This window comes from Archaeoglobus sp. UBA230 (assembly GCA_002507545.1).
In the GTDB taxonomy this organism is placed as follows: Archaea; Halobacteriota; Archaeoglobi; order Archaeoglobales; family Archaeoglobaceae; genus Archaeoglobus.
In genome coordinates this window covers 13,511-31,063 of record DAVR01000038.1, presented here as the reverse complement: position 1 = coordinate 31,063, position 17,553 = coordinate 13,511, and the positions used below count along the sequence as shown (strand labels likewise).

At 44.4% G+C, this 17,553-nt stretch carries 18 protein-coding genes; 9 read left to right on the top strand and 9 right to left on the bottom strand.

Annotated elements, in window-relative coordinates; genetic code table 11:
* Window positions 1-114 precede the first annotated feature (114 nt).
* The 3 genes from BP688_RS11510 to BP688_RS11500 all read right to left on the bottom strand — a co-directional run bounded on the left by BP688_RS11510 (window position 115) and on the right by BP688_RS11500 (window position 4,423).
* Complete coding sequence (locus tag BP688_RS11510; protein ID WP_290598269.1) at window positions 115-522, bottom strand: response regulator; 408 nt, start codon at window positions 520-522, stop codon at window positions 115-117.
* On the bottom strand, window positions 494-3,232 hold the full coding sequence (locus BP688_RS11505) for a PAS domain S-box protein (RefSeq protein ID WP_290623332.1): 2,739 nt from the start codon (window positions 3,230-3,232) through the stop codon (window positions 494-496). The genes BP688_RS11510 and BP688_RS11505 overlap by 29 nt, the downstream gene beginning before the upstream one ends.
* A gap of 297 nt (window positions 3,233-3,529) precedes the next feature.
* Window positions 3,530-4,423, bottom strand: coding sequence for a queuosine salvage family protein (locus tag BP688_RS11500; protein WP_290623333.1), 894 nt, complete (start codon window positions 4,421-4,423; stop codon window positions 3,530-3,532).
* Window positions 4,424-4,470: 47 nt separating this feature from the next.
* Here BP688_RS11500 and BP688_RS11495 point away from each other — a divergent pair, with 47 nt between their 5' ends.
* From BP688_RS11495 to BP688_RS11485, 3 genes are read left to right on the top strand one after another with little or no spacing between them, the layout of a single operon-like run.
* Window positions 4,471-5,505, top strand: coding sequence for an mRNA surveillance protein pelota (locus BP688_RS11495; protein WP_290623334.1), 1,035 nt, complete (start codon window positions 4,471-4,473; stop codon window positions 5,503-5,505).
* A 25-nt stretch (window positions 5,506-5,530) separates the two neighbouring features.
* Window positions 5,531-6,841 (top strand): Trk system potassium transporter TrkA, encoded by a 1,311-nt coding sequence (gene trkA, locus BP688_RS11490; RefSeq protein ID WP_290623335.1) that lies wholly within the window; start codon window positions 5,531-5,533, stop codon window positions 6,839-6,841.
* A complete protein-coding gene (locus BP688_RS11485) occupies window positions 6,838-8,274 on the top strand; it encodes a TrkH family potassium uptake protein (RefSeq protein ID WP_290598151.1) in 1,437 nt (478 codons plus the stop codon). Before trkA ends, BP688_RS11485 begins: the two co-directional genes overlap by 4 nt.
* Here BP688_RS11485 and hisS read toward each other — a convergent pair.
* Window positions 8,243-9,487, bottom strand: coding sequence for a histidine--tRNA ligase (hisS, locus tag BP688_RS11480; RefSeq protein ID WP_290598152.1), 1,245 nt, complete (start codon window positions 9,485-9,487; stop codon window positions 8,243-8,245). The genes BP688_RS11485 and hisS overlap by 32 nt on opposite strands.
* 98 nt (window positions 9,488-9,585) lie before the next feature.
* On the opposite strand from hisS, the gene BP688_RS11475 reads away from it, so the two are divergent.
* From BP688_RS11475 to BP688_RS11460, 4 genes are all read left to right on the top strand, one after another.
* Window positions 9,586-10,314 (top strand): metallophosphoesterase family protein, encoded by a 729-nt coding sequence (locus BP688_RS11475; protein ID WP_290598153.1) that lies wholly within the window; start codon window positions 9,586-9,588, stop codon window positions 10,312-10,314.
* Between the two features lie 94 nt (window positions 10,315-10,408).
* Window positions 10,409-11,296, top strand: a complete 888-nt coding sequence (locus tag BP688_RS11470) for an energy-coupling factor ABC transporter permease (RefSeq protein WP_290598154.1) — start codon at window positions 10,409-10,411, stop codon at window positions 11,294-11,296.
* On the top strand, window positions 11,280-12,011 hold the full coding sequence (gene cbiQ, locus BP688_RS11465; protein ID WP_290598155.1) for a cobalt ECF transporter T component CbiQ: 732 nt from the start codon (window positions 11,280-11,282) through the stop codon (window positions 12,009-12,011). Before BP688_RS11470 ends, cbiQ begins: the two co-directional genes overlap by 17 nt.
* Window positions 11,996-12,712: an energy-coupling factor ABC transporter ATP-binding protein gene (locus tag BP688_RS11460; protein ID WP_290598156.1), complete on the top strand. Its 717-nt coding sequence runs from the start codon at window positions 11,996-11,998 to the stop codon at window positions 12,710-12,712. The genes cbiQ and BP688_RS11460 overlap by 16 nt, the downstream gene beginning before the upstream one ends.
* Here BP688_RS11460 and map read toward each other — a convergent pair.
* From map to BP688_RS11435, 5 genes are read right to left on the bottom strand one after another with little or no spacing between them, the layout of a single operon-like run.
* Window positions 12,709-13,584 carry a type II methionyl aminopeptidase gene (gene map, locus BP688_RS11455; RefSeq protein WP_290598157.1) on the bottom strand — a complete coding sequence of 292 codons (876 nt, stop codon included), beginning with the start codon at window positions 13,582-13,584 and terminating at the stop codon, window positions 12,709-12,711. The two genes, BP688_RS11460 and map, sit on opposite strands and share 4 nt — an antisense overlap.
* Before the next feature lie 37 nt (window positions 13,585-13,621).
* Window positions 13,622-14,302, bottom strand: coding sequence for a KaiC domain-containing protein (locus tag BP688_RS11450; protein WP_290598158.1), 681 nt, complete (start codon window positions 14,300-14,302; stop codon window positions 13,622-13,624).
* Between the two features lie 23 nt (window positions 14,303-14,325).
* Complete coding sequence (locus BP688_RS11445; protein WP_290623336.1) at window positions 14,326-15,078, bottom strand: hypothetical protein; 753 nt, start codon at window positions 15,076-15,078, stop codon at window positions 14,326-14,328.
* Entirely contained in the window at window positions 15,078-15,638 is a 561-nt protein-coding gene (locus BP688_RS11440; protein WP_290598159.1) for a DUF7504 family protein, read from the bottom strand. The genes BP688_RS11445 and BP688_RS11440 overlap by 1 nt, the downstream gene beginning before the upstream one ends.
* Entirely contained in the window at window positions 15,613-16,347 is a 735-nt protein-coding gene (locus BP688_RS11435; RefSeq protein ID WP_290598160.1) for an RAD55 family ATPase, read from the bottom strand. The genes BP688_RS11440 and BP688_RS11435 overlap by 26 nt, the downstream gene beginning before the upstream one ends.
* Window positions 16,348-16,446: 99 nt before the next feature.
* On the opposite strand from BP688_RS11435, the gene BP688_RS11430 reads away from it, so the two are divergent.
* The gene (locus BP688_RS11430; RefSeq protein ID WP_290598161.1) at window positions 16,447-16,617 is read left to right on the top strand and encodes a 4Fe-4S binding protein; all 171 of its coding nucleotides are present in this window, start codon (window positions 16,447-16,449) and stop codon (window positions 16,615-16,617) included.
* Complete coding sequence (locus BP688_RS11425; RefSeq protein ID WP_290598162.1) at window positions 16,610-17,536, top strand: carbohydrate kinase family protein; 927 nt, start codon at window positions 16,610-16,612, stop codon at window positions 17,534-17,536. Before BP688_RS11430 ends, BP688_RS11425 begins: the two co-directional genes overlap by 8 nt.
* Window positions 17,537-17,553 lie beyond the last annotated feature (17 nt).

Here is a 17,553-nt window from a genome sequence, read left to right as displayed (position 1 = left end):
TATTTAAGTGTATTTAAAAACTTCCGTCAGTTTGAGGAGGGGAGTATGCAACAGGCAAGTGTTTTGCCAGATGCCTGTCATCAGGATTCGTCAGCTATCAACAATCTCATTCTTTCAAACCTCGGGTCTCTCATTTAACATTAACCAGTAAATATTTATATGTTTGCTGAGATTCAGTAAATCCTCGAAGCGAACAGGTTTTGTAATATAGGAGTTTGCTCCCAGATCATAGGCTCTGTTTATATCCTCTCCGTTTCTTGATGAGGCGAGCACAATAACGGGAATCCTTTTCAGCCTCTCTCTCGATTTAATCCACTTCAGCACTTCAAAACCTGAGATTTTTGGTAGCTTGAGGTCGAGCAGGATTATTACAGGGGTGTTGCTCCTCAAATATTCAATAGCCTTCTCCCCATCATTCACAACATCCAGAGGGTTGACTATTCCAGCCTTCTGGAATGCCTTCCTTACCATGAATATGTCATCCGTGTTATCCTCAACCAGAAGTATTCTCTCCATTTCCATCCTCCCACACCTCCAGCTCAATCCAGAAGGTTGAGCCTTCCCCCACTCTGGATTGCAGACCAACTTCACCTCCAATAATCTCAACTGCCTTTTTCACAATCGCCAGCCCAACGCCTGTGCCGGGATAAACTTCCTCGCCGTGCAGTCTTTCAAATATGTTGAATATCCTCTCGTGATACTGTTCCGGTATACCTATTCCGTTGTCCCTTACAAAAATTCTGACTCTCCCGTTTATTCTCTCACTCCATATTTTTATTTCAGGTTTCACATCTTTCTCTACAAACTTGAGGGCGTTGGAGATCAGATTGAGCATGATGGTGAAAAGTAGCTTCCTGTCTCCTTTAACAGGATGCATCTCGGCAATCTCAATTTTCGCATCCTTACTGTGGATCTCATCCTCGAGATGCTCAAGAACATCTTTAATTACCGAGCTGACATCAACTCTGGTTGTAGTAAGGGAATGCTTTGATATTCTTGCATATTCGAGTAGATCATTTACAAGCGAATCCATTCTTTCAGCGAGCCTGTCAATTCTGCTGAGATAGAACTTCATCCCTTCATCAACCTTCTCTCCATAATCTTCCAACATCGCTGTTACATAGCCCTGAAGGTTGCGGAGTGGGGCTTTCAAGTCGTGAGAGATTGCATTAACATAAGTTTCAAGTTCTTCATTTACCCTCTTCAGCTCTTCAAGAGTCTGCTTAAGCCTCTCTTCAGCCCTCTTCCTGTCCGTTATATCTATCATCGCTCCCACAATTTTAACCAGATTTCCTCTCTCATCATAAATTGGCGAGGGGGAGACGAGAACATGGAAGCGAGAACCATCCTTTCTGATTAGCTCCGCCTCAACAACATCAGCAAATAGCTTTCTTTCCTTATGAAGTCTTATCCTTTCAGCCAGCCACTCTCTGAGTTCTGGCGCTATTGGGTCAAACATTGTCATCTTTCCAACAACCTCGTCTCTCGTGTATCCAGACATCTCAAGCAGTCTGTCGTTTACGAAGGTGAAAACTCCACTGGCATCCGCTTCCCAGAAGGCAACGATGGGGGATTCCACAAGACTTCTGTATCTCGCCTCACTTTCAGCGAGCTGTTTAGTTCTTTCCTTAATCATTCTTTCGAGGTTCTTAGCGTAGTTTTCAAGCTCCTCCTTCATTTTCTCCTCTTCAGTCACATCAACAGAAATCCCAACGACCGCAGGCTTTCCTTCAACTTCAACCCTCGACCCATAAGCGTCCAGAATTCTTGTTTTTCCATCTCTTCTGACGATCCTCAGCTTGTAATTTACATGATCTTTCTTCCCGCTCACCCTTTCCCTGTAATACCTCTCGTAAACTTCTCTGTCCTCTGGATGAATGAATTCCGCTGGATTCCTCCCAATCAGTTCTTCCGGCTTGTATCCCAGCATCTCTGCAAATTTTCTGTTGACGTAAATAAAGACATCATTCTGGATTATGTCAACACCAACCTGTGCATTTTCTGCCAGCTTTCTGAACATCTCTTCACTTTCTTCGAGCTTTCTTCTGATTTGAGTGCTTCTTACAGCAAGAGCAACTGATTGAGCCACTTCCTGCAGTATTTCAATCATTTCACCGGTAAAGGCATTTTCCTTAATGGACGCGAGATTTATCGAACCGAGCAAATCATCGGCAATTATCGGTATGAGGGCAAAGGATTTTATCCCTTCCCTCATCAGAAGTTTCTCTCCTTCCGTTTCCCCTTTAATTCTGTTCACAACCCACGGCTTTCCAGCACCCAGAACTTTCACAACCTCTTCAAGCTTTTTAAAGTTCAAAACATCCCCCTCTCTGAAAATCTCTGATCCTTTAACAGCGACAACCTTCGCTTTCCCATCCTCAAACAGGGTTATCCCGGTTCCTTTAAGCGGTAAAAGCTCTGAAAGCCTCTTTGTGACTGTCTTCAGAATTCCACTAACATCTTCTGCTGAAAGAATCGCTCTTTCTACTTCGTGCATAATTCTGTTTGCTTTATAGAGCATTTCAATTCGCTTCCTTGCTTCCTTTAATTCTGTTATGTCAACAGCGATGTGTATTATCTTCTCAAGTTTACCCTCTCGATAAACGGGAGTGACGGATACAAGATACGTTCCGCCAAGTGTCTCCACTTCCATTTCTTCTGCCCTAAACTCTCCATTTTTCAAAGCCCCCAAACATGGGCAGTTCTCTGCCGGCTCATCCCTTCCATGAAAAACTCTGTAGCACTTTTCCCCCTCAATCTTTGAAATCCCCTTATCCTTCAACAACTCCTTCGCAGTTCTATTTGCATAGAGTATCTCAAAATCCGGGCTGATGACAACAACCGGATGTCCGATTGATTCGAAAAGCAGTCCGAGCTCAAGCATTTCAGCGTACTTTCTCAATTCCAGAGCTTGCTTTCTCGCCCTTAGCAGAATTTCTATTCTTGTGAGAAGCTCAATCTTCTCCACCGGTTCAACAACCACCTCATCAACTCTTTTCCAGATATGCTCTTTTGCAAGCTCAATGTCCTCTCTCGTTGTTATCAGCAAAACTGGCAGAAATTCTCTGCTTTTATTCTTCAACCTCTCAATTTCCCCCCATCTCTGCTTCAGCCTTACACTATCAACGATGAGCAGATCGAAATCTTCATTTACGATCTCATACCTATCTGAAAGAAAATCTACGAGCAATTTCCTGTTTTGCCCGCTTGAAACCTCAATTTTTATCTTCATCCGCCCTCCCTTCAGGAGTTGGGTTTAGACTCCATGAGCTATTCCAACTATTTAATATTGCAATTAGGTGACTTAAATCTTCTCTTTCGAATTGCTTTGTAAAAGAGATTTGCAGACATTTTTCTTCTTCTCACCCTCTCCTTCATCTCCAAATACCTACTGGAGACATCATGATGTTTTTACTGCTTTCAATCAGACTGTTCACAAAAAAGCCTGTTGCTCACTTCAAACCCTGTTCGGGACGGATTTAACCCATCTCACGTAAAGCCTGACGAATTCAAGTCTCAATTTGAACACTCAAAAATACCAGCTCGAAGGAAACTTAATTTTTCTCACCAATCCCTCCCGCACAAGCCCAACAAAATCCCTCAACGCGCTCTCATCAACCCTTTCATCCAGCGGTGTTTTGATGTTTTCTGCGTCAAGCTCCCTGCCGTAAGTCCAAAGCACATCGTCGAGCACATCCGGCTCAACTCCGGCTTTTTCGGAAACCATCAGCAGTGCTTTTTGCGTTTGCCTTCTCAGCAATTCCGTCTCTTTCTCATCCAGCATCACTCCAGCCTCGATCTTCTTCATCACTTCCTTTTCCGGTTTGATTATTCTGGACGAGATTGCCAATCTGACGAGCACACTATCTACAGGAAACTCAAACCTTCCCTCAATCCCGAAACCCTGCCTCTTCAGGATTTTTAGTAGCAAAAAGCTTTTCTTCATCAAAGGGTCCTCGTAAGCCCTGAACATCTTCAACCTCTCTCGAATCCTCTCTGCCCTGAAACCTGAGCGGTGAAGGAGGTTCATGAAATCTCCCTGATAAATCTCAAGAAGCTTCTTTGCGCAATCCCTAAGAAGGTAAACCCTTTCCTCCAGCCTGCTGACTTCCTTTCCCTCAAAGGTGAAAACACGCCTCAACTCCCCAATGTTAACCTTGACGAGGTTTTTAGCTGTGAAAAAATCTGGAGCTTCAGCCTGCTTTTTTCTTGCCAGATAAAAAAGCAGATCGGAGCCGTGATACTTGAAGTCAACATCATCAAAGCCCGTCCTGTGGTCTATCGCAACCATGAAAAAGATATAGTTTGGATAGATAAAACCATCAGGCTCCGGAAACAGCTCGAGGTTGTCAAACGAGATTGGCTGGTATCTTAGCCTCCTCACAATCCTTGCAAACTCTTCCACCCTCCCCTCATCTATCACAAAACTACTACGCTAACACTTTTAAAAACTGTAATCCAACCCTTGATGTGCAGATTGTTGAAGAGAATCTAAGGGGTAACGAGGGGGAGATAAAGCTTATTCCAGAAACCCTCGACGATTTATGGCATCTCAGGTTTATAATCGAGAAGGGAGACATAGTGTTTGCCACCACCAAGAGAGCAAGTCAGAGCAGCGACAAGCTGAGAAGCGACAAGGAGATGATCACTGTAAGATTGGGCATTGAAGTGGAGAAGGTAGAGTTCCACAAGTTCGCCAACCGTTTGAGGATTTCCGGCAGAATAGTAGCGGGAATTGATGAATCCGGTTATCACACCTTAAACATCACCACAGGCAAGGAGCTTAGCATAATCAAGAAATGGAAGAATGAACAGCTTGAAAGGTTAAGAAAGGCAGTCGAAGACTCAAACCGTCCAGAAATCGTGATGCTCACCATTGAGGAGGGTTACGCGGTTGCAGGAGTTTTAAAGCAGTGGGGGGTGGAGGAGATTTTCGAGGAAAGAATGGGCTACGGCAAGGGGATGGGAGACAGCAGGAAAGAGTTTTTTGGAGAGGTTGCGGCAAAACTGGAGAACATTGATTTCAGGTATCTTATCATTGCAGGGCCCGGATTTGCGAAGAACGACTTTCTTGATTTTTTGAAGGATAGACATCCAGAAACGGCGAAAAAGGCCATTGTCGTTGACACCTCCTCAACCGGCTCAAGAGGGTTCATTGAGATACTGAAAAGGAGAGTTGTGGACAAAATTGTTGGCGAGATAAGGCTCGCAGAGGAAGCAGAGTATATAGACAAACTGCTTGAAGGGATTGCCAAAGACGATAGGGTTGCTTACGGACTTGATGAGGTTAGAGAAGCACACAACTACAGAGCGATTGAGGTTTTGCTTGTTGCCGATGAATTTTTGCTGGAAGAGAGGGAGAAGTGGGACATTGACGACTTGCTGAAGGAAGTGGAGGAGTCTGGTGGAAAGGTTGTGATAATGAGCACAGAATTCGAGCCGGGTAAAAGATTGATGAGCCTTGGAGGTATAGCTGCACTTCTGAGATTCAACATAAAAGGTTAATAAGCCGACTCAATCGGGTGGAGATATGCGAATAGTGATTGCGGGTGCAGGTGAGGTTGGATACAGCCTCGCCATGTCCCTCGCATCGAATCACGATGTCATTGTAATTGAAAAAGACTATTCGAGATACGAGAGAGTATCTGAACTTGATGTTGTAACAATCCAAGGTAACGCAGCCAATTCAAAAATTTTGAAGGAGGCTGAAGTTGAAAAAGCGGACGTTTTTCTTGCGGTAACTGGCAATGATGAGGCAAACCTGCTCTCAGGACTTGCTGCTAAAAAGGTTGGAGCGAAGAACGTTATCGTGAGAGTTGAAAATCCTGAATATGTGGAGAAACCAATTGTTAGAGACCACCCTCTTGGCTTTGATGTCATTCTCTGTCCACAGCTTGCCTTAGCTCATGAAGCTGCGAGACTCATCGGAATTCCGGGTGCCATTGAAATCGTGACCTTCAGCGGTGGAAGGGTCGAAATGATTGAGCTACAGGTTATGAAGAATTCGCGAGCAGACGGGACGAAGATAAGGGATTTGAATTTGCCTCCAAATGTAATCATAACGTCTGTTTACCGCAACGGTGAGATCGAGATTCCGAGAGGTGACACAGTCTTGAGGGCAGGAGATAGAGTGGCGGTTGTGGGTAGAACCGAGGACATCGAAGCTCTGAAGGGTGTGTTTGGTCCACCCGTGACAAGAAGGGTTGTAATATTCGGTGCTGGAACAATTGGAAGCTACATTGCCAGAATTCTCGGGAAAGGTAGGATGAGTGTAAAGCTGATCGAGTCGAGTATGGAAAAGTGCGAGAGCTTGAGTGCAGAACTCGAAAATGTAAAGATCGTTTGTGGGGATGCAACTGACCTTGAGTTTCTTGTCGAAGAGGAGGTCGGAAAATCAGATGCTGTTGTTGCCACCACTGAGAGTGATGAAAAGAACTTGCTAATATCCTTGCTATCAAAAAATCTCGGTGCAAGAACGGCGATTGCAAAGGTGGAGAAAAGAGAATATGTCAAGCTTTTTGAGGCTGTAGGGGTGGATGTAGCCTTGAATCCAAGAAGCGTCACATATCACGAGGTAAACAAGCTGCTGAGAAGAATGCAGATAGAGACTGTCGCCGAAATTGAGGGGACTGCGGTGATAGAGGTCGTAGTAAAGAATCCAAAACTTGTCGGTAAGTCCTTCAAAGAGCTTGACCTGCCCGAAGATGCGATAATAGGAACTGTCGTCAGGAGGGAGGAGTGTCTGATTCCAAGAGGTGATACAAGGCTGGAGCTAAACGATAGGCTGCTGGTTTTTGCGAGGTGGGACGAGATAGAGAAAATAGAGGAGATATTTGAATGAATATCAGAATCGTGCTCAATTTTCTGGGAAAACTTCTCTCAATGTTTTCACTCTCCTTCATACTTCCACTTATCGTTGCCTTTATTTACGATGAATCAGTATTCCCCTTTCTTCTTGCTTCTCTCCTATCTTTATCAACAGGACTTTTCCTTAGCAAAGCTTTCAAAACCAAGGGCGAGTTTGAGTCTCTCAGACATAAAGAAAGTTTTGCGATAGTTGCTCTTATCTGGCTCCTGATGTCGGTGTTTGGGGCTATCCCCTACATTGCCCATCATATACCTCCTATTGATGCATTCTTTGAGTCCATGTCGGGCTTCACAACTACCGGAGCATCAGTTCTGATTCCCGAGGAGCTTCCAAAATCCCTTCTCCTGTGGAGGAGCCTGACACAGTGGATAGGTGGTATGGGCATTATCGTCCTTTTTCTCGCCATTTTTCCAAATGTAGCGAGGAGGAGTGCAGTCCTCTTTCAGGCTGAGTATCCGGGAGTTACACTGTCAAAAATAAAGCCAAGAATTAGGGATACCGCTCTTTCTCTCTACAAGGTCTATTTAACTCTCACAATTCTCGAAATTTCAGCCCTTTACATTCTCGGTCTTTCTCTTTTCGATGCCGTAAACCACACATTCACAACCCTCTCCACTGGAGGATACTCCACACATTCAGAGAGCATTGCTTATTTCTCAAATCCCTACGTAGAATCTGTCATTGCTCTGTTCGCATTCCTCGGCGGTATGAACTTTGCACTAATATACTTTGCCTTTAGAGGAAACTTTACCATGCTGAGAAATTCCGAATTCAGAGTATATGTTGCCTTCCTTGTGATTGCATCCTTATCCCTCACAATCCTCAATCTCGACAAATACAGCCTGCTCGACTCGTTTCGCTTCTCAACCTTTCAATCCATTTCGATTATGACCACCACCGGATACACAACTGCAGACTTCGATAGCTGGAGCGATTCAGCCAAACTCGTTCTCCTCATGCTGATGTTTATCGGAGGGTCGAGTGGGTCAACTGGTGGAGGAATGAAGGTCGTGAGAGTCTACCTGCTCATGAAGTATTCAATTCAGCAGATTCTGAGGGCTGCTGAGCCAAGAACAGTTAGAGCAGTAAAATTTGAGGGAAAGGCAATAAAAAAGGAGGTTCTTGATGATATTGCAGCCTTCTTTGTTCTCTACATTTTAATCTTCGCTATCTCCTCCCTCATCATTTCTCTTATTGGTTACGACATCCTAACCTCGATGTCAGCAACAGCAGCAACTCTCGGCAACGTTGGGCCGGGAATGGGACTTGCAGGGGCATCAGAGAATTACGCGTCTTTTCCAGAGAGTATTAAGCTATTACTGTCTATGAACATGTGGATCGGCAGGCTTGAGATATTCACCGTGGTTTCCCTCTTCATCCCTTCGTTCTGGAGAGAAAGGTGGTGATAGCCTCTTCTTCGCTCAAAGTCTTCTGTTCCTGCGTTTCCATATTTTTAACAGTCACAACACCCTTTTCAATCTCATCTGGGCCAATGATAACGGCATAATCAGCACCTATCTCGCTTGCGAAACTCATCTGCTTCTTTAAGCTCCTTCCCATAACGTCTACAACAACTCTCAACCCTTTTTCCCTAATTCTGTTTGCAATCCTGAAGGCGTGGCTTTCAAATCCCCTAAGAGAGATTACGGCAATTGTTACATCTTTTTTGGCCTTAACATTGCAGACCTCGCAAACCCTGTCAAATCCTATCGCAAAACCCGTTGATGGTGCCTTTGGCCCTCCAAAAAGCGACGAAAGTTCGTAACTCCCCCCTCCACAAACCTGCTTTTGTGCCCCAAGTCCTTCTGCATAACATTCGAAAACAACGCCAGTGTAGTAATCAAGTCCTCTTGCTATTCCAAGGTTAAACTCAAATTCAACTCCAAGCTCATGCAGAATTCCGGAAAGATTTTCAAGGTGTGTAAAATCAAAGGAAATCAGCTCCTTTGCCTCATCAATTACTCCCTCATCGCCCTTCAGGTCTATTATGCTCAGAACTTTTTCTTTCAAATCCTGTCCAACCCCAATATCATCCATGTAGTCTAACAAACCCTCCTCATCCCCCTTGTCCACTAACCTCATGATCTTCGAAGCTTTATCGTTTCCAAGCGGGCTGAGTAGGGATCTGAGAATACCTACATGTCCGACTTGAAGTTCGAATTCCAGCCCAAGGTTCTCAAGAATTTGGTAAGCAAGATTTATGACCTCAGCATCTGCGAGGTATGAATCCGAACCAATAAGCTCAACACCGAATTGCCAGAATTCCCTATACCTACCTTTTTGCGGCCTTTCGTATCTGAAGCAGTTGGCAAAGTAGTAAAACCTGAGCGGACGTGGCATGACGCTGCATTCATTCACGAACATCCTCATAACTGGTGCGGTCAGTTCAGGTCGCAATGCAAGTTCTCTACCAGATTTATCTGCAAAGACATACATTTCATCCACTATCCCTTCTCCGGATTTCAGGGTAAAAAGTTCAAGATGTTCGAATGTAGGGGTTGCGATTTCCCTGTATCCAAAGCTTTCCGCGATCTTTCTCATCCTACTCTCAACTTCTCTCCTCTTCTCCATCTCACCTGGCAGAAAATCCCTTGTTCCTCTTGGCCTCTCTATTTTCACGTTTGAAGCTCCATTCTGGAATATAAAAAGTTTAACGAAAAACTACTTGATCACGAGATGAACATTTAGATTAGACAACAAATCAAGGAGGAATGATTATGAAGATAGCAGTTGCATCAAATCTGCATGGAAACCTGCTTGCTCTGTCCGCGATGCTTGGAAAAGTAGAGAAGCTTAAAGAGGACGGAGAGAATATTGAAAAAGTCTACGTGCTTGGAATATTCGGGTTCTTCCCCTACGCAAGAGAAGTTTACGAGCTAATCTCAGGAAGTGGAGACTACATTAAAGCGATTCGCGGTATCTACGACCACGCAATCGCGAGATACTCGGAAGACAAAGAAAATCTAAATCAGGAGCTTACAGAGATTGAACTTAAAGCAGTGGAATGGAACTACGAAAGTCTTGGTAGAGAAGGGAGGAAATGGATAAGGAACTATGTTCCAGCATTTGTGGCTGAGAAATCTGGAGACAACGAGTTTTTCATGTGCTACGGGAGTCCCTTTGACCTTCTTAAGGGTGAGGTCCTACCGAGTCAGCCGACGGCTTACTATGAGACTATTCTTTCGCCGATAAGGAAGTATGAAATGCTTGTAGTTGCCGGAAAAGATAGATTTATTGTAGAAACGAAGTACGGTAGGGTCGTCTGTCCGGGAGCTATCGGATACTACAGACGAGACGAGAAGCCGAGCTTCGCAGTGATAGATACAAGAAATCTGGATGTTTACTTTGAGGAAGTGGAGTTCAGGAGAAGCGAGGTTGAAGAAAGAATTAAGACTGAGAAACTTCCAGAAGAATTCGTAAACTTCCTCTATCATGGAAAACTTTGATGTAAATTCTTCCCCGCTGGTCAAGAATACTGAAAACCAAAATATTTATTAACTGATGTGAAAAATCTTCCAAAAAATAATACGAGGTGAGAACTTGCACATACCCGACGGATATCTGGATTTACCCATAGCAGGAATACTTTACATACTCTCCTTGGTTGTTCTGGGGTATTCAATTTACAGGCTCAGAGATGAGAAGTTTACACCCCTATTCGGAATAGTGGCAGCAGCAATATTTGCCGCACAGATGCTCAACTGGCCAATCCCCGGCGGAACGTCTGCCCATTTTGTTGGTGGAGCATTGGCAGGCATCCTTCTCGGCCCCTATGCTGGAAGTCTTGCGATGGCAGTTGTCCTCACGATCCAGTGTCTTGTGTTTGCGGATGGTGGCATAACGGCACTTGGAGCAAATGTATGGAACATGGCCGTCATAAATGTGTTTTTGGGTTACTATGCCTACAGAGCATTTGAAAGATTTGGAAAAAGTGCGGCATCCTTCATTGCAGGCTGGATAGGAATAACTCTTGCCGCAATCTTCGCTGGGATTGAAATAGGCCTCTCAACATCCTTCGGATACGGGCTGAGCGTTACAGTTCCCGTTATGGGCTTGTGGCATGGAATACTCGGTATCGTGGAAGGCACAATCACGGCAGGAGTTGTGAGCTACATCGCCTCCTCGCGTCCAGATATACTTGAAGAGAAGGCTGCCCCAGGAAAAACTGCTTTAGCAGTTATCGCTGCTATGATTGTCGTTTCTCCCCTATTTGCCTACGCGGCTGAGCTTGTTGGATATTCTGAGCCGCTTGAAAACGCTGCAGAGATGCTGGGATTGTCTGAGAACCCGATTTACGAAGGTCTGCTACCCGACTACACCGTACCGGGAATTGATCCGTATACAGGAACTCTAATAGCTGGGATAGTAGGGACAGTAATAGTTTTAGCTCTCGGATATGTAATGGCACGATATGCACGAACTACTTGAGAGAACGATAAAGGAGGCTTCAGACTATTTTCAAAATTTTTTGATTCATGAATACTCCAACAAAAGCGCTCTGCACAAGATAGACGGAAGGGTTAAACTCGTCTCTACTGTTGTTTTCGTAGTCCTTGCAGTTTCAACCTTTAGCCTCAGCAAGGTGATTACGATTTTGCTCTTCCTTCTTGTCATCTCGGCAATTGCAGGGTTGAATATGAAAAGAATGTTTGAGAGGATATGGTTATTCACACTCTTTTCCTTTATCGTTGTATTGCCTCTGTCAGTCTACAATCCATTATACGGCGTAATCTTCACCCTCAGGGTAGCAGCATCACTGATCGCAGTACAGATGCTGATCATGACAACGAGCTTCGCTGATCTCTGCTCATCACTGAGATACTTCAAGGTTCCAAAAACATTCGTCTCTGCTCTCTGGATTGCCTACAGATATGCAATTCTGATGTTCAGGGAACTATTTGCAATTCTTCTGGCAAGAGAGAGTAGGAGGGTAGCAAAAGGGAGCCACATGGATTTGTGGCGAAAGGGTGGAGAGGCCGTTGGTCTCTTTTTCTTAAGAAGTTTTGAGAGGGCTGAAAGGGTACAACTTGCCATTGAGGCGAGGGGTGGTAATGTTGTAGAGTATAGAGGAAAAATTAAAAAGCTGGATTTGATTTACTCAACGATTGTCGGCTTCACGGCCTTCTGGTGGGTGATAATCTGAAGACAATAGAGGCAGAGAACGTCAGCTACAGATACCCTGACGGAAGTGTAGGTGTTAGAGACGTTAATCTCGAAGTTTACAGTGGAGATAGAATTGGACTAATAGGAGCTAACGGAAGCGGAAAATCAACCCTAATTCTTCTTCTTTCAGGTTTAATAAAACCAACAGAGGGTAGAGTTAAGATTTTTGGAAAAGAGCCAGATAAGAAAAATGTTGAGGAGATTAGGAGGAGAATAGGTGTCGTTTTTCAGAATCCTGATGATTTTCTTTTCAACCCCACCGTGAGGGATGAATTGCTGTATGTTCCGAGACAGCTTGAGTGGAGCGATGAAGAACTCGAAAGAGTTCTGAAAGCTTACGCGAAAATGTTCAGAATTGAGCATATAACAGATAAGCCACCCTTCAGACTGAGTGGCGGTGAGAAGAAAAAGGTTGAGATAGCCAGTGTCCTGATTTACAATCCCGAGGTTCTACTGCTTGACGAACCAACAGCCTATGTTGACGGGAAGACAAGAAGACAGATCATGGAAACTCTAAAGAGTTTTGATGGAACAATTATCGTTGCGACACACGAACTTGATGTTGCGAAAAAGTTGATTGATAAGGTTGTACTGCTAAATCTCGATCATAAAATAGAGGCTGTTGGCGGAAAAGAACTTCTCCACGATATTGAATTGCTTGAGAGAGTTGGAGTTCTCTAAATTGTTGTGATGGTTGCCCCACCATCCTCAACTATTAGTGTGTGCTCCCACTGACTCACAAGTCCACCAGATACTTCTGTGAGGACTGGGTAAGCTCTTAAAACACCTTCTCGAACGAGCTTGGAAAGTATTATCTCTGGAGCCTTGCTCAGCCATCGTTTTGCAAAGGGGAGAGTTTTATACTTCTCCTGAACATCCCTTATTATTTCCCTCGCCAGCTTCATCCTCACAGGTCTTGGCTGAAGGATGCTATATATCTCACACTCTCCCCTCTCCACCACCCTCCCCACTCCATCTGTGGCGAAGGGTTCTATTGCTATCACCATCCCCTCTTCAAGCGTCACTCCCCTCTCAGTTGCATAGTTGTAGATGCTTGGTGGAGCGTGGGTCAGATAGGGCAGAAGTCCATGACCTGTCAGATTCACAATGGGTTTAAACCCGTAGCTCTTTATCGCATCCTCAATTGCCTTTCCAACTTCAGAAACGCTAACCCCAGCCTTTACAACATCTATCGCAGCAAAAAGAGCGTCCTTTGCTGCTTTAACGAGATCATTGTTGCTTCCGAGGTCAACAGTTACAGCCATATCCGCAATGTAACCATCAATATGCGCTCCAACATCAAGCTTTACAATATCTCCGTCATCAAACACCCTCTCGTCATCTCTCTTGGGAGTAAAATGAGCCGCGTCACTGTTTATCGAGATGTTGCATGGGAACGCTGGCTTGCCCCCAAGCTCTTCAATTCTGTTCTCCACAAATTCTGCCACTTCGAGTAACTTCACTCCCGGTGATATCTTCTCAACAGCCTCGTTGACTGCAGTTCGCAATATCTCCCCGGCTTTCAGCAATTTCTCCCTAACCTCTTCATCCATCACTGACTCAAAATAAAAGGTTGTATTTGAAAGTTTCCTAAAATATCTCAGCTTCTTCGTAAACAACAATTCCGCTATCGGTAATCATGTAGGGCTTAGGCTTTCTTGAATGTCTCACTCTTCTCATCTTTACGACCTCAAGACCGAGGGTCGGCTCGTCAAGCTCACTCTTTCTTATCACTTTCAGGCTTATCAGTCCATCACATACATATTCAAGTAATCCATACTTAGAGGTTGTGGGATGATATTTATCCGCCTCACTCGTTATGATTGCCGTAATTCCAGCGTTTTTCAGAATTTTTCTGAAGGTTGCAAGCATCTGATACCTCCCAGCATCATCAAAAAGAGTTTCAAGAACGCTTATTGAGTCAATCAACATCCTTTTTGTCCCTACACTGCCTATTACCTCAGGCAGATCACTTTCAAGCTTTTCAAGGCTTCTTCTCACCTCAGCAGCTTCAAGCCGGACTACGTGAAGCCTGTCACTAAAGCTTTCCATATCCATGCCCACACTTCTTGCATTATCAATAATGCTCTGCTCATCTTCATCAAAGCTTATTATCATGCAGCTTTCTCCATTTTTCAACCCCTCATATATGAAATGCAGGCCGAGAGTTGTCTTTCCAGTGCCATAACTCCCCACAACTGCAACAATATGCCCTTCAGGAATTCCACCGCCAAGCAAAGCATCAAGCCCCTCAATCCCAGTCTTCAGCATGCCATCACCTCTAAACTAAAATTTTACAGCACCCTCATAACTCTCGAAATTGTGAAGCCAAGCGCCGGGTCAATTCTAACATTGTATTTCACTATTCTCTCCTTTTCTATTAGTGGGAGTAACCCCAAGAACTTTCTGAAATACATCCACCTCGTTATGGAGTCTTTCTCCACCAACCACTCAAAGACCACAACCCCATCAGCCTGATCAAGCAACTCCTCCTCTTTTCCTCTCTCAAATACGTTCGACGTAAGAAGCATGGTCAGGAGTATCTGCTTTTTCATGCACAGAATTCTCAAGCCCTTAAGAATATCAATCAGATTCTCCCAGCCGAACTTCATCTCCGCTATCCTTGCAAGGTCGGTAAGCGAGTCTATGAAAACATAGCTCTCCGGCTGCAAATTGTCAAAGAACTCAACAAGCTTGTTGAACACATTCTTTTCTGTTTTAAGCAGTTCAACGCCAAGACTCTTGTCTGCAACCCATCTTAGTGGAACAAGTGTATCCTTGAAGTAGAAATCTGCAAAACTCAAAATTTCAAACTCTATGTTCTCAATCTTCCTTTCAGGAAAGACGAGCTTGATCTCCCTCTCAACAACGTCCCTCGGCTTTGAGATTGCCAGATAGCTGGTTTTATACTTCCCAGCGTTGTTGAGCATGGAGGTTAAAGCAAACTCTCTCCCCCCCGCTCCAACGGACTCGTAGAGGATTACCAATCCGGGATGAATCCCCTCAATCTGCTTATCGAGAAATTCGACGCCAGTAGTGAACTTCATCACTCCACCTCGATAACCACATCGCACATCAGAGATATCTGAGAGTAATAGCTCTCGTCCATCTCCTTCTCAAGCATAAATATCGTCCCAACAAAACCTCTAAGCCTCATCTTGCCCGTAAGATGCCTGAGGAATTTTATCAGAGTTTCAAAGGACTTGTAAAGTGAAATAGTTGAAAGGGAGTCAAGATAAATGAACCTGTTCTCCGCCAGAACTAAGTCCATTGCCCTCTCTATCGTCACCTGAAGTTGAACTGGATCGGGAGATGTGAGATAAAAGCACCTGTCCTCGTCTATCGGTTCTCCTCCAAGCTGCAACGTGATACAGTCAATAAATATGATTTTGGATGAGTCAATCCCTTCTTTTGTAAGCATCTTTTTAAGGCTGAAGTAGGGTCTGTTTAAGGTTACAAATATCCCCTCCGCGACGGTTGTGAAATGTTTTAGAATTTCAAGACTAACCTTAACATACTTTTTGGAGTCAACCTTAACAAGTATTATTTCCGCCCCCCTATCAATTGCTTCCTGTATCGCCTCAGTCACATTTGAATTCGTAGTCATAGCTCTTTCTAACGTAATACCCGTGTTTAATAACTATTCCCTCATCCGTTATGTCGTAGGGTATCCAGAACAGCGGGTGAGAAGTTCTGTATTTTTTAAGTATTCTCATCGCCCTCGCATATCCCTCCGGAACCCGCAGGAGGTCGAGAAAGATGACACAGTCCACAATGTTCTTCGTGTCACTCCACTCACCCATCATCGGCGCCTCTTCAACCCACAGAGATGTGATCTCGTAATCGTAGGATAGGTCAGCCATTATACTGATGGCTCTTCTGTAGAGGACAGGATCGGCAAGGGTTTTTTCCAAATCTGTGCATGAATCGAAGACGACTCTGTCAATATCCTCCCCTTCAATTCCAAATGTAGCCCTCAATCCGTTAACTATTTTCTCCTTTGTAACGGGCAGTATATACTTCGGATCAACCCTTATAAATCTCCAGTGAATTTTATCATACACATCCTTCATAAAGGGGAACCTCTTGAGATAGGTTTCACAGTTTTTCCTGTTCATAGTTGTGGAGAGATAAACCACCGTTTCTCCATTTCTTACGCCTTCGGCAGCCCAGTGTGCGGCAAGAATTGTTTTGCCAATGCCACTCCTTCCGATTATTAAATTCTCAGAATATCTATCGAGTCCACCACCAAGATACTCGTCCAGCTTGGGAATTCCGAATTTTGCGTAATCTCCAAACTTGTAATCTCGCGTCATAATATTAAACGAGCATAAAGATACTTAAATGTAACTTGCAATCTTGCAAATCCAAGGGTGAATTCGAAGACATTTAATACTACATATCCTACTTAATCCATGCCTGCTATCGTTGATAAATCTCTGTGTGATGGTTGCGGGATATGCGTTGATGAATGTCCTGTAGGGGCAATTGAACTCAATGACTACGCTCATGTTGACTACGAAATTTGCACAGAATGTGGAGCTTGTGTAGATGTGTGCCCAACCGAGGCGATTAGCCTTGAATGAAGTTGTAGGTTTCGGGGCTTTAAACCTTGACAAGATATACTCAGTGGACAAGATTCCGAGTGCCGACGAAGAGGGATTTGTAAAGGACGTGAAACTCTATCCAGGGGGGAGTGCAGCAAATACTATCGTTGGACTTGCAAGATTAAAGGTCAAAACAGCGTATATCGGAAAGGTAGGAAGTGATGAAGAGGCAAGAATTCTGCTGGCAGATTTTGAGAGAGAGGGTGTTGAAACGGTGCTTATAACGAGAGCTGAGGGCAGGAGTGGTAACGCGATGATTTTCGTAGATGATGCTGGCAACAGAGCAATTCTCGTTGATCCGGGAGTGAATGATACTCTGAAATATGATGAGATAAACGTAGAAGAGGCAAGAAAGTATAAGCTCATCCATCTTACATCGTTCATTTGCAAAAACGGTCTCGATTCGCTGGAATCGCAGAAGAGGATTGTTGAAGAATTCGAGTATGTGAGCTTTGATCCAGGAATGCCGTATGCTGAGAGAGGCTTGCAGGACATGAAGAGGATAATTGAAAACACGACTATATTTCTACCCAGCAGGCAAGAAATTGAGATGCTTTTTGGCACAGATTATAGAGATGCCGCAGAAGAGTGTCTGAACATGGGTGTGGATATAGTTGCTGTTAAACTTGGCGCCAAGGGTTGCTGGATAAAGAGCGGAGGTAAGGAAGTTCAGGTTAAGCCATTCAGCGTCAAAGTTGTTGACACAACAGGAGCAGGAGACGCCTTCAACGCGGGCTTCATATACGGATTTCTAAGGGGCAAAGATGCGGAGGAGTGCGGCAAGCTCGGGAATCTTGTAGCGTCTTATTGCATCCAGAAATTCGGAGCGAGGGAGGGGTTGCCAAGACTTTCTGAGCTTGGTAGCTTGGCGAGTCTTGACTCGGGAGAAAAGCATTGAAATACAACCTTCTGAGT